This is a genomic window from Halodesulfovibrio sp., from assembly GCF_025210605.1.
GTDB lineage: Bacteria > Desulfobacterota > Desulfovibrionia > Desulfovibrionales > Desulfovibrionaceae > Halodesulfovibrio.
Map to the genome: position 1 here is coordinate 15,348 of NZ_JAOARI010000013.1, position 12,475 is coordinate 27,822.

Consider the following 12,475-nt stretch of genomic DNA (forward strand, 5'->3'; position numbering starts at 1 on the left):
CGGGAACGCCTAACTGGCGTGGAAGTAAGCTTCAGGAAGAGGACTGCCAGTGGCATTGTCTTCAGTTGCTGTAAATCCATGCTGATTGCATAACGCTTGCTCAGCTGTGGCGTAAATGTTTTCTGTGCCAATTTTTTCTAATAAATGAGCACGTTGTAAGACTGCAAGCACTGTTCGGTTCGCAGAGCATAGAGAAAAAGTTATGCCATGCGCATGTGCTTTTTCAATGCTCAGCTCCAAAGCTTCAGCGCCTGAGCAGTCAATATCGTTAATCCCTCCTGCGGAGAGGATTATGTGTTTGAGTGAAGCGTTTTCCGTAATTTTTTCTGTAACAATATCTTCAAGGAAGCTTGCGTTGGCAAAAAAGAGCGGACCTTCAAATTGAATGACGGAAGTGTCTTTACAGTGTTCAAGTTCAGATATTGCGGTGTCTGTATGTGTCTGTTCCGGTGTGCGTGAGAAAAAGGAAACATTAGGACGCATACTTTTGTATAGGAACATGGCTAAAGAAAGAGCTACGCCCAACATGATGCCTTTATCCAGATGCGGAGCATATACGAGTGTTGTAATGAAGGAGATTACTGAAATTGCACCGTCGTACCATTTCACTTTCCATGCATGCACAAAGCTGGAAACATTCAGCAGCCCGAATACAGCCATCATAATGATAGCAGCGAGCACTGCTTGTGGCAGATGGTAGAGCAGCGGTGTGCAAAATTGCAGCGTTAGCACAACCATAATTGATGTGAATACGCTAGACATTCCTGTAACAGCACCGGCTTGCAGGTTTACTGCGGAACGGGAGAATGAACCGGATACAGGATAGCTCTTGCCGAAGGCTCCTACCATGTTGGCAAGTCCTTGCCCGATAAGTTCCTGATCTGGATTGATGCGTTGTCCTGTTTTGGCAGCCATGGCTTTGGCAATGGAAATTGCTTCCATGAAGCCAAGCAGCGAAATAATAATCGCAAATGGAATGAGGTGGAGCACAACAGAAAGATCAAGCGTTGGGGTAGCAAAGCTCGGAAGCCCTGAAGGAATGGAGCCTACAACCGCGCCTCCACCCATTATTGTTATGCCGGTAGCGTTGAGCGGTGCATTACCGACGCGCAAGCGCCACGTTCTTCCATCGGCTTGCATACCTTCTGGTACGTTGTTGGTCGGATAAAACATCAGAGTTCCGTCAGAAAGTTCTACTCCGGCAAAAAGCATTTCTCTAAGGCTTTTGCGCAGGGTGTGACTCTGAGCTTTAACTTGGTCGAGCTGTAAAGCAATTGTGTTCAGCTCGTGCTGAATATTCAAAGCATGAAGCGGTTCGCCAGAAGCTTCAGCAGCAGAGAGCTTTTTGCTCAATTCAGTCCGCTTAGCCGCAAGACTTTCTGCCTGCATCAGTGAACTGTTGAACTCGGTAATAGCATGTTGCGCTTGCGAAGATGAAATAGATGCCACCGGCACGGTCATGTCATGATTAAAACCGGTTGCGTATGAAAGACAGGTGGTGATGACAACCGCAGCCAGTACATTTGGAATCTTTGGAAAATATCGCTTACATCCCACCATAATTGCAAAGGCAAGTAGCCCCATGCCCAGTGTTGGCAGATGTGTGAAGTTGAAAGCGCTTTGCGCGACGCGGATAAGAGTTTCGTAATGGTGGCTGGCTTTATCTACATACACACCAGCAAGTTTTGATACTTGTGACGTTGCAATGATGATAGCAGCCGCATTAGTGAATCCGTTGATAACTGGGTGTGAGAGAAAGTTAACAACAAGTCCGAGTCGAAGGACGCCTAAAAGGAATTGAAAACCACCTACCATAAGAGCAAGAAGGATTGCGTAGGCGATGTAGCCTTCGCTTCCCATTGTGGCAAGTGGCTCAAGAGATGCCGCTGTCATTAAAGACACAACTGCAACAGGACCGGTAGCCAGCTGGCTGCTGGAACCGAACAAGGCGGCAATTAGGGGAGTTAAGAATGATGCATAAAGCCCGTAGTACGCAGGGAGTCCGGCAAGCTGCGCGTATGCCATAGACTGAGGGATAAGAACAAGAGCCACTGTTAAACCGGCGATAACGTCAGAGCGCAGAGAGTCTGTATTGTAGTCCTTAATCCAGTTCGTGAAAGGGAAAAGATTGGCTAGCATTCCAAAAACTTTCCTTTAGCAGGCTGCATCATCCTTTGTCTTAAAGTACGGTACATTGAGTTTCACAATAAGAGCGATCATGCCAGGATGGTGCAGCAGGCAATCAATTGTCAAAAAAGCATGTAAATCACATTGGTACATGTAATTGTGAATAATTACTCAAGCACGAGAGTAAGCACTATCACCAAGAATTAAGGAAGAAAAGAGCAAAGTTAGTACGCGCTGACGTGTTTTTTTCTTTTTTCATGGAAAAAAGTTTTTGAAAACAGGTAGTTGTCTTGTGAATATGTTTTTAAAACTAAAAATATTTTGTGAAAAAAATAACTAAGTAGAATATTAGTTAATACTTCAATGGTTATAGTGGTTTGGATGTACTGTTGCTGGGCTGGGTGGGGCTACTGACTATAGAGGTGGAGCCATTACAGTAAAGGGTGGGAGTACGAAAAAAGAATGCAGAATGAAGTGTGTCAGTCAAAAGGCAAAAAAAAAGATCATACTTTCGTATGATCTTTTATAAGTGCATGGTGCCCAGGGGGAGACTCGAACTCCCACGGGCGTGGCCCACTACCCCCTCAAGATAGCGTGTCTACCAATTCCACCACCTGGGCACTTATATGAGCTTCGCTAATGCGTCGCTCTGAGGTTGCGTTAAGCTTTTTTCCCTCAACGCGAAGAAGGTATTTATGTGGATTCCGCGTGTTTGGCAAGTCTTTTTTATATATTAAGCGAAAAAAGTATGTCTGATTCAACAAAAAAAGGAAGGTTGAAGTGTTTGTGAAATATAACATTCTAAATTAACAGTGGTTTTTCATCTGTTTTTACGTATCTTGAAAGCAGGGCAAGGAAAAAAACATACACCCTAGGCTTGGGTAGATGCGCAAAATGTGCAGTCGTTAGCAGGATACGATATATGACGGGATTAGGACAACATAAGCTGGAATACGAAACCGTAGGGCCTTTTGTAACGCATGTTCATGTGCACCATAAAGATGGCAGCAACAAATTTGCGGCACGACCTGTTAGAAAGGGGGTGCGGTGGATTCGTCCGATGATGCTCAACAAGGAAGATCAGGCAAAGTATGTTGTCTGCACAAAGCAGATAAATTATTGGGTAGCGGTTTGTTTTATGATTGGTGCAAGTTTATTTGCTGCACCGGGGTTTTTGCCGGACTCTCTTGCAGCATATTTTAATGCTACCTTTTTTTGTGGCTCGATCTTTTTTACTTCCGCAGGGTATCTGCAATTTGTGGAATCAATTAATAAAGATATTACGAATCCAGATTTATTTCGAACAGAACATTGCCATTGGATTCGTGCGGCGTGGCGTCCAAAAAATTTAGGGTATTTGTCCTGTGCCGTGCAGTTTGTGGGAACTGTTTTGTTTAATGTAAATTGTTCATCTGTCTTTTTCCCACTCACGATTCTGCAACAGAATGTAATTACATGGGGCTCAGGCATGCTTGGGAGTATTTGCTTTTTGGTGTCATGTCTTTTTGCGTGGATGGAAATTTTTCGTGACCCGGCGGTTCATCCTGTTACATCAGTCGAATGGTGGATTGTATGGGTAAACATTGCTGGTTCTGTCGCGTTTCAAATAGCCAGCGCCATCTGCTTTTATCTTCCGAAAACAGGAGCAGTGTACGCGCCGGAGGAAAGCAGCTTTTATCTGACGCTTGGTGCAGTCTGCTTTTTTATAGGTGCTTTTTTGTTACGTGTAGAAGATATCGCAGATTCACGAAAATTTATCGGTGGGGAATATTAGCAATAAGTCACGGAATATTTTCCGTTAGCTGTGCGTCGTACTTGCCTGAGAGTACATAGTTGTCTGAAGTGCTGCGGGGAGAGTTGCTGTGAATTGAGTTGCGTGGTGTCTTTTGCCTCAAAGGATAAGGGAGACTTGTATGTTCTTTGGTGAGACGAGTGAGCAGGCTTTAGGGTAGAAGAGTTGTGTAGGTTACGTTAATAAGAAGATATAAAAAAAGCCCACCAAATTGGTGGGCTTAGATCGTCGAAGCTAAATTCGCTTAGTAGCGAGGGCGACGTTCACGAGGCTGTGCTTCGTTTACACGAAGGTCACGGCCCTGGAAGTTGGTGCCGTTGAGTGCTTCAATAGCCTGAGTCGCGCCGTTAGCATCCATTTCCACGAAGCCAAAACCACGGGAACGACCGGTTTCACGGTCTTCGATTACACGAGCAGATGCAACTTCGCCGAAATCAGCAAAAAGGTTGCGAAGGTCTTGGTCAGTACAGCCCCAGGAAAGGTTGCCAACATAAATATTCTTATTCAAAACAAAAAACTCCAAAGAAATGATTGTCCCCCGCCACAGAGTAAACTCTGTTTGGGGCGTGTGTGCTGCAAACCCGAGGGAAAACTGAAGCACGATGTAAATACGATTTATTGAACGTAGCCGTGATGGAGCTATTGGTCAATCGTTTCCTGAACTTTTTTGCTTTTATTTGGTAAAAAAATATCTAACATAGCCCAAAATGTCTTTAGAACTAACGTGCTGGTTTGATTATGAAAAAAAGTTATAGTTTTATATTTTGTACGATGAAGAAAATAGAAAATTGCACTTTTGTATACGGTTACACGATGGTGGCGCTTTTAAAAAAAACAGTAAAAACTTATTCAAACCCTGTAAATATAAGTAGATACAGCGAAAAGAAGTTTTTGAAGAGAGTGAATTTTTGGCGAGAAGGATTCTGTGTATATTTTTTTGAAAAAGTACACAGGAAGTGAAAATATAATGCGACGATTTCGCTGAGATAAAAAGTCAGGCAAAAAAAAAGATCATACTTTCGTATGATCTTTTGTAAGTGCATGGTGCCCAGGGGGAGACTCGAACTCCCACGGGCGTGGCCCACTACCCCCTCAAGATAGCGTGTCTACCAATTCCACCACCTGGGCACTTATACGAGCTTCGCTAATGCGTTGCTCTGAGGTACGCTAAGCTGTTGTTCCTCAGCGCGGAAAAGTGTTTATGCGGAACTGCGGTGCTTTGCAAGTGTTTTTTTATGTTTTTAGCACTTTTTATTTTGCGGAATATCGTTTGAAAAACATGATTCTTGTACATCTAGTTGATTAAATTATATCTTTGTTGTTTTCAGAGAAAAAAAGTTTTTTTAGGCACAAACAATATAGCTAGCTTTTTGTGGTGCATAAAATTAACTATGCAGATGAAGTTACCCGCTGCATTGTCCGCAAAACGTTTTTTGGGGTAGGGCAATGCAATTGTGGTGACATAACTCCTTTGGAGCATATATGAAATCGACTCTTTTTCTCGATATTGGCAGCGGAACTCAGGACGTTTTGTATTATCGCGACGATATGGAACTGGAAAATTGCAGTAAATTTGTGCTGCCGTCTCCGGCAAAAATGGTTGCAAAACGTATTATGGAGCTTACCGAAGCCGGACGAGACATATATATGTATGGCTCAAACATGGGTGGCGGATTTTTCGGCGCGATGAAGCAGCACCTTACTGCGGGGCTGCATGTTGCAATCCACCCAGAAGCTGCCTTTGCTCTTAATGATGATCCGAAGCGTGTAGCTGCACTTGGGATAACTATTTGTGAAGATTGTCCTACGGGGTATGTCCCGGTTGAGCTTTCTGATTTTAATGCAGGGTGGTGGGGTGCATACCTTGGAATGATTGGTTTACCATACCCTGATGAAGTGGTTATTGCTGCACAAGATCATGGTGTACACAAAGATGAGGGCAACCGTATAGGGCGTTTTCGGTTATGGCATGACCTGTTAACCAAGCATGAAGGTAATCCCTATTCGCTGGTGTACAAAAAGCCTTCTGAACCTTTGACACGACTGGCTACTATTCAAAAAGCTTCAGGTGGTGGCTGCGTGAGTGATAGTGCTTCCGCTGCTGTGCTCGGTGCGTTGTTTGTGCCTGAAGTGGCACAACGCAGCTGGCGTACTGGCATTACTGTGGTGAATGTTGGCAACAGCCATATTTCGGCGTTCCTCGTGTATCAGGAAAAAATTTACGGTGTTTACGAACATCATACTGGAATGCTTACTGAAGAAGAACTGCTTCATGATCTTAAAGAATTTCGCCGTGGTTGGCTGACAGATGAAATGGTGCGTGATTCTGGCGGACATGGATGTCTTTATTTAGAGTTACCAGACGAGGGCGAAGGATTTTTCCCTACCTACCTGCTTGGACCAAAACGCTCCATTCTGGACGGTAGCGGTGTAATGCTTGCCCCAGGTGGCGATATGATGCTCGCTGGGTGTTTCGGGTTGCTTAAAGCAATGCAGAATGGTGAATAAAAAATACAGCTTCGACAATGTCGAAATTGACATCGTTTGCTAGCTACGTATAATCCCTCTTCACTTAGAGAATAAGGGGTTGCAGAATGTTATACTTTGATCCGGCAGAGGGTTGGTCACGGGAAGAAATTGAACAGGCGCAGATAGCGCGTTTGCGTACAACAATTGCACAGGCAGCGAAGGCGCCTATTTATCAGAAAAAATTTGAAGAAGCGGGCATTACGCCTGATTCAATCAAGTGTGTTGAAGACGTACGCAAGCTGCCTGTAACAACCAAAGATGATCTGCGAGCCCAGTATCCGGATAAAATGAATACTGTTCCGCGTAAAGATATTGTACGGATGCACGCATCCAGCGGAACAACAGGCTCTCCTACCGTTATTCATTACACACAGAGTGATCTTGATAATTGGTCTGATCTTGTTGCACGTTGTCTGCACATGGTCGGTGTTCGTCCAGAGCATGCGTTTCAGAACATGACAGGGTACGGCTTGTTTACCGGTGGACTTGGTTTGCACTATGGTGCGGAGCGCCTTGGTTGCCTTACCATGCCTTCAGGGCCGGGAAATACAAAGCGTCAGTTCATGCTGATGAAAGACTTCAACACGTATGCGGCACATATTATTCCGTCCTATGCATTATACATGGGGGCAGCCTTGCGAGACATGGGAATGTCTCCTGATGATCTGCCGCTCGGTATCATTATAACAGGTGCTGAACCGCATACGGAAGAAGCTCGTCAGCGTATTGAGCAATTACTTGGTGCAAAAGCCTACAACTCATACGGGTTATCCGAAATGAACGGACCTGGTGTTGCGTTTGAATGTACGGAACAAAACGGTATGCACATTTGGGAAGATGCTTTTTTACCGGAAATTGTTGATCCGGTGACGCTGGAGCCTGTCGCAGATGGAGAAGTCGGTGAGCTAATTATGACGACCTTGTGTCGAACAGGGATGCCGATTATCCGTTACCGGACACGAGATTTGACCCGATTTATCACTGATGAATGTCCTTGCGGTCGATTGCATAGACGTATAGACCGCATATTAGGACGTGCTGATGACATGCTCATCATCAAGGGTGTTAATATTTACCCGATGCAGATTGAGCGTGTTCTTATGGAGTTTGATGAAGTAGGTGAAAACTATGTAATCGAGCTTGAAAGGGATAATTTTATCGATCAGTTGCGTGTCAAAGTGGAAATTAAAGCCGAACATTTTGTAGAAGACATGCGTGTGTTGCAAGGATTGCAGCGCAAAATTTCTTCACGGCTCTGTAGTGAAATTCTTATCACTCCGCGTGTTGAAATTGTTCAGCATAACAGCCTGCCGAAAGCGGAAGGTAAAGCACAGCGGGTGGTAGATAAACGCGAATAAGGGATTCTGAGTGGAAACACTTCTCGCAGTTGTATTTACAGCTTTGATGGTAGCATTTCTCGGTCTTCATTTTTTGAGCATGCCCGCAAACTTTTTAATTATGGGTTTGCTGGTATTGTGGAAATACATGTATCCTGCCCAATCTGCGGACATGAATACTATGTTTTTCTGCGTAACCGGTGGGCTTGTACTTCTTGGTGAAGCACTGGAATTTATATCCCAGTTGATGGGAGCAAAAAAATACGGTGGCTCTAAAAAAGGAAACTTGGGTGGTATTATAGGTGCTATTTGTGGTGCTGTGATCGGTGCTCCATTTTTCCTTGGACTTGGTGCACTACTTGGTGCCCTTGGTGGCGCATATGCTGGATGTCTGATTTTTGAAATAGCTCATGGTCGTGATTGGGGTGAAGCCATGGTTGCGGCAAAAGGGGCTTTCTATGGAAAGTTCCTCGGCATGAGTATTAAATTCGGCATTGGTGTATTTGTTGTTGTGTACGGTGCGTCGCACCTTTGGAGCTAGCTGAGCCGTTGTAGCTATCTTGAAAGAAGTCAAAATGGTAAAGACTGTAAGATTAGCTCTTACAGTTCCAGACTGCCGACAAAGTTTTTTTCTTTATTTGTCTCCGACGGGCAGGGGAAATAATTCCCCCTGCACCCCCTATTAGGCGAGAAAATTTCTTTTTTGATCACCAGCTCCGGCTTACCAAAGACTTTTTTGGAAAAAATATAGATTTATTATCAAAAAAAGACTGCAAGACTAGTTCTTGCAGTCTTTTTTTATTTGCAAACTAAGATAGTTGCAGGCAGATAGGTCGCTATAAGTGTGTATAATGTCTGTGTTGAAAAAAATAATGGGGAAGATGATAGCGTAGCGGTGCGTGTATCGATGAGAAAAGGGTAAGGATAAAGTAGTGGGAGGGCAGATGTGGCTACTATGCACAGTGGCTGTAATGCGGCAGTACCGAAATATTAGATGTAAAGCGCTAAAATAAAAATAAATCAAGCACATAAGAAAAGCCCCCGGCGGGAATAGGGGGCTTTAAGAGACTGCACTCACGAAACAGTGGGAACGGTGCGTATCAGTGAAGAGACCGAGTTTATTGCACCTTATACATTCCAACCGTACATGAGGTCAGCGTAAGAAATTTTTTTAGAGCATCAAGTTGGCGACAACAATTTGTAGCGCAACAACTGTGGAAGCGAATACAATTGTTTCAATAATATTTCGTTTGTTCATGGTGTAATCCTTCAAAGGCGTTTTAAAACGGGGAACAGGTTCTGCACCACCTGTTCCCTATTTTTATGGGTGCCTTACGGTTTCAGCATGCTGTACATTTTTGTCCGTGTGCGGGGCAGGACGGTTTGTTTTAAGAATCCGAGTTTTTTTGAAAAACTTACGGATTTCTCCAGCATGATGAGAAGAACTGATGCTGAGTGATTTTTTCATAGGCAACCCCTTTAACTTATGCTTTTAGTTTAGCAACAAGGTCGTTAGCCCATGCATCAATGTCAGACTGTTCAGCTTTAGGGTCACCGTCAATTTTGAGCGAGTCTGTAAATACAGTTGCGCCTGCATTTTTGCATGCGTCTTCAATGGCATCTACAGCGCCGCAGTAATATTCGTAGCTGCTGTCACCGCAGCCGAAGCACGCAATTTTTTTGCCGGAAAGATCAATATTTTCGATTTCTTCGAATACAGGAATAAAATCATCCTGCAATTCAATTTCATCATCTCCCCAAGTGGAACATCCAAGGCAGCAAAGATCATACGTTTTGGCAAGGTCCGCAACGTTGATGTCTGAAACATCTTCGATTGTTACTTCATGACCGTTTTGTTCCAGTGTGCGCTGAACACTTTCTGCAACATAAGCGGTGTTACCTGTAGTAGAGCCGTACGTAATGAATACTGATGCCATAATATTGTCTCCTGTTTGGTTGTGCTGTTGTACTGTAATACAACAGCTATCTACAGTAGACAGAGTAGGGTTGCGGTGTCCTTGCCGCGGACAGACCGGACCGTCGTTGGGGAGACGGTCCGGCAGACTGCGAAGGAGTAATACTGATGTGTGATTTGATCTTCATTTTATATCAACCAGCTATGTTCGGGTTGAATTCTTTATATTGAAATTGAAATTCTTTTTCAATTAAAAAATGCAAAAAAGATAAGAAAGTTTGTAATAGCCTGATTACTTTGATGGAATTGAGTTTTTCCATTGCTCCCATGTGCTCCATGAAGGAGGGCACATGGCAGCAAAAGAGCCTAGTTCAATTTGATAGTGGTGTAGATACATAGTTTCTGAATGATCCGTGCAAGCATCTGCATGTGCATTTAGAGACGCGGAAGGATTGTACAGCGGGTCACCTACAATAGGAAAACCTTGTGAGGCGATATGTGCACGAATCTGATGACGCGCTCCTTTGCTGATAGCAGCCATAAGAAGCGTGGCTGTGCTTGATGGAGCATCTGGAACCGTAGTTTCTAAGAGTGGAAGAAACGTTGTATGGCGGAGCGGGTCTGGGTCTGATTTTGGCAATACTTTGGTAAGTTTGCGTTTTGCCATATCCAGCTTGTTTGTCACATGAAGTGGCGTCGTGACTGAACCATGAACAAGAAGCAGGTACAACTTTTCGATAGCGCCCGCATTCTCGAGTTCACGAAACATGCTGGCTGCTTCTGTTGATTTTGCAGCGATCACCATGCCGGAGGTCAGGCAGTCGAGCCGGTTAACAAGAATAGGCTTACATGCTTCATCCATGCTGTGTTTTGCAAACAGATCATGCAGTTCCCCTTCAAGGCTGAGAGTTTTTTTCCCTGCAATCGCTGCCGTATGCATTCCATCTGGTTTGTAAATTGCGGCAAAGTGTTTGTCTTCATGCACAATGCGAAGCTGTGCAATAAGGTCTTTCTCGCTATCCCCTGAACGAACTGAATTTCCACCTTCAGACTGGGTATCTTCGGCTTCCGGCGCTGTTTTTTCTACAAGCAAAATCTGGTCGCCAGCTGAAACTGTATACCCTTTAGAGCGTGGGATGCCGTTGACGAGTATAGTGTGCGTATCGAAAAGACGTTTGCGGATGCGGATTCCAGCATCTGGAAGAAAAAGAGAAAGAGCACTGTCTAAACGTGTGCCGTCCATAGTGTTGGGAACAGTGGATGTGGAAAGATTTGGTATCATGGGATGTTGAAGGAAAAGATTAATCAGAAATAGCTTCGAGGGGAAAGCTTATAGTAAACTGTGTGCCGCTGCCGAGTGAACTTGCTACGTCTACACTACAATTATGGGCACTAGCAATACGCTTTACGATGTGTAATCCAAGCCCATGGCTGGATTCGCAGCCTGTTGGTGTTGCAGTGCCTTTAGAAAATGGTGAAAACAGGTGTTCAAGGTCGCATTCTGCGATGCCGGGACCTTCATCTTTTACTATCAGTTGTATGAGTTGCTCTTTTTTTGTGGTGCGAATGTGGATAGTGCTCTCAGGGGCAGAAAATTTGATAGCGTTCGAAAGTAAGTTATCTAAAAGTTGACCGATGCGCTTCGGGTCACCGTGAATATGCAGTTCAGGTTCAAGGTTCTGATGGATAGCAATAGATTTGCGTGCTGCGGATAATCCGGTGAGAGTTATCCGTTGGGTAGCAATTTCGCTAAGATCAATAGTTTCTTTTTTAATGGAAAGCAGTCCGCTTTCAATTGTTGAAACATCTAGAATGTCGGTAACAAGTGTGAGCATATCGCCACTCGCAGTTACAATTGCATCAGCAATTTCTTTTTGCTGCATTGTCAGTGCGCCTGCATAGCCTTCCTTTAAAATTGTTGCCAGTCCTTGTACTCCGGTTATGGGAGTGACAAGGTCATGTGCTGCCATGCCGAGCATTTTGTTTTTTAATGTATTCAATTGTTCTAAATGACTAAGCAGTTCTGTCATTTTTAAATTTTGCATTATCCGGCAGTATAATTCTTCACGCTTAATCGGTTTATTTAAAAAGTCACTGGCACCACTTTTTAAAAACATGGCAGAAATATGCAAATCGCTGTCACCGGAGATCCCGATAATGGAAGTATGCTCAGATGGAAAATTTTTGCGGATACTGCGGGTAAGCTCGACACCGGGCATATCTGAAAGATGTGAATCAATAAGAATAAGTGAAAAATTGTGCGCTTCCATTTTCATAAGTGCTTCAGTGCCGGATGCTGCGGTGACTGGGTTCAGCATGTAGTTTTTCAGAATGTGGGAAAGGTAGTGCCGGATGGAGGCGGAACTGTCGACAATGAGAACCTCTGTGTTCCGATTTTGATTCAGGCGGCGCACCACTTCTACTGTATTTGGCACAACATCACTGTTCTTGATGACAGTATCAATAATAGTGGGAGATAGAGTGCAGGCAGAATAGGCTTCAGTATAGTTGTTTGTAAGAAGCAGTGTTGGAATTGATTGTTCGGCAGTTACGTAAAAGAGACTTTCTGTTATGCCTGTTAAATCTGTATCAAGAACAGCCAATGGTAGCTGGTCGCTGTATCGTGATGTAAGCGTAAACGCCTCTGATGAGGTGACAGCCACAACACACGGCAGTCCACTTACTGCTTCAATGCCTTTTTTTAACTGCGCTGCCAGTAAGTCATCTGCTTCAGCAATGAGTATGTACTGATCTTTTTTGGTATGCATGACGTTC

At 44.1% G+C, this 12,475-nt stretch carries 9 protein-coding genes and 2 tRNA genes; 4 read left to right on the forward strand and 7 right to left on the reverse strand.

Annotated elements, in window-relative coordinates; translation table 11 throughout:
- Positions 1-9: 9 nt before the first annotated feature.
- Positions 10-2,139, reverse strand: coding sequence for a SulP family inorganic anion transporter (locus tag N4A56_RS04135; protein ID WP_295545220.1), 2,130 nt, complete (start codon positions 2,137-2,139; stop codon positions 10-12).
- A gap of 522 nt (positions 2,140-2,661) precedes the next feature.
- Positions 2,662-2,747: transfer RNA gene (locus N4A56_RS04140), tRNA-Leu, on the reverse strand.
- 302 nt (positions 2,748-3,049) lie between these two features.
- Here N4A56_RS04140 and N4A56_RS04145 point away from each other — a divergent pair.
- Positions 3,050-3,901 carry a hypothetical protein gene (locus N4A56_RS04145; RefSeq protein ID WP_295545222.1) on the forward strand — a complete coding sequence of 284 codons (852 nt, stop codon included), beginning with the start codon at positions 3,050-3,052 and terminating at the stop codon, positions 3,899-3,901.
- 262 nt (positions 3,902-4,163) lie between these two features.
- Here N4A56_RS04145 and N4A56_RS04150 read toward each other — a convergent pair whose 3' ends face one another.
- Together N4A56_RS04150 and N4A56_RS04155 are read right to left on the reverse strand one after the other, a co-directional pair.
- Positions 4,164-4,427 carry an RNA-binding protein gene (locus N4A56_RS04150; RefSeq protein WP_293671280.1) on the reverse strand — a complete coding sequence of 88 codons (264 nt, stop codon included), beginning with the start codon at positions 4,425-4,427 and terminating at the stop codon, positions 4,164-4,166.
- Between the two features lie 534 nt (positions 4,428-4,961).
- Positions 4,962-5,047 (reverse strand) — tRNA-Leu (locus tag N4A56_RS04155).
- A gap of 354 nt (positions 5,048-5,401) precedes the next feature.
- On the opposite strand from N4A56_RS04155, the gene N4A56_RS04160 reads away from it, so the two are divergent.
- The 3 genes from N4A56_RS04160 (at position 5,402) to N4A56_RS04170 (ending at position 8,326) form a co-directional block, all read left to right on the forward strand.
- Positions 5,402-6,427, forward strand: a complete 1,026-nt coding sequence (locus N4A56_RS04160; RefSeq protein ID WP_293670316.1) for a DUF1786 domain-containing protein — start codon at positions 5,402-5,404, stop codon at positions 6,425-6,427.
- A gap of 86 nt (positions 6,428-6,513) precedes the next feature.
- Positions 6,514-7,806, forward strand: a complete 1,293-nt coding sequence (locus N4A56_RS04165; protein WP_293670318.1) for a phenylacetate--CoA ligase — start codon at positions 6,514-6,516, stop codon at positions 7,804-7,806.
- 10 nt (positions 7,807-7,816) lie between these two features.
- Positions 7,817-8,326, forward strand: a complete 510-nt coding sequence (locus N4A56_RS04170; RefSeq protein WP_293670320.1) for a DUF456 domain-containing protein — start codon at positions 7,817-7,819, stop codon at positions 8,324-8,326.
- 943 nt (positions 8,327-9,269) lie between these two features.
- Here the strand turns inward: N4A56_RS04170 and N4A56_RS04175 are convergent.
- The 3 genes from N4A56_RS04175 to N4A56_RS04185 form a co-directional block, all read right to left on the reverse strand.
- Complete coding sequence (locus tag N4A56_RS04175) at positions 9,270-9,722, reverse strand: flavodoxin (protein WP_293670324.1); 453 nt, start codon at positions 9,720-9,722, stop codon at positions 9,270-9,272.
- A 270-nt stretch (positions 9,723-9,992) separates the two neighbouring features.
- Complete coding sequence (locus tag N4A56_RS04180) at positions 9,993-10,982, reverse strand: pseudouridine synthase (RefSeq protein WP_295545225.1); 990 nt, start codon at positions 10,980-10,982, stop codon at positions 9,993-9,995.
- A 19-nt stretch (positions 10,983-11,001) separates the two neighbouring features.
- Complete coding sequence (locus N4A56_RS04185) at positions 11,002-12,468, reverse strand: hybrid sensor histidine kinase/response regulator (RefSeq protein WP_295545227.1); 1,467 nt, start codon at positions 12,466-12,468, stop codon at positions 11,002-11,004.
- Between the last annotated feature and the right edge of the window lie 7 nt (positions 12,469-12,475).

Coding starts and splice junctions, on each gene's coding strand:
- N4A56_RS04180 (WP_295545225.1), bottom strand. CDS start 10,982: ATGATACCAAATCTTTCCACATCCACTGTTCCCAACACTATGGACGGC.
- N4A56_RS04185 (WP_295545227.1), bottom strand. CDS start 12,468: ATGCATACCAAAAAAGATCAGTACATACTCATTGCTGAAGCAGATGAC.
- N4A56_RS04135 (WP_295545220.1), bottom strand. CDS start 2,139: ATGCTAGCCAATCTTTTCCCTTTCACGAACTGGATTAAGGACTACAAT.
- N4A56_RS04160 (WP_293670316.1), top strand. CDS start 5,402: ATGAAATCGACTCTTTTTCTCGATATTGGCAGCGGAACTCAGGACGTT.
- N4A56_RS04145 (WP_295545222.1), top strand. CDS start 3,050: ATGACGGGATTAGGACAACATAAGCTGGAATACGAAACCGTAGGGCCT.
- N4A56_RS04165 (WP_293670318.1), top strand. CDS start 6,514: ATGTTATACTTTGATCCGGCAGAGGGTTGGTCACGGGAAGAAATTGAA.
- N4A56_RS04175 (WP_293670324.1), bottom strand. CDS start 9,722: ATGGCATCAGTATTCATTACGTACGGCTCTACTACAGGTAACACCGCT.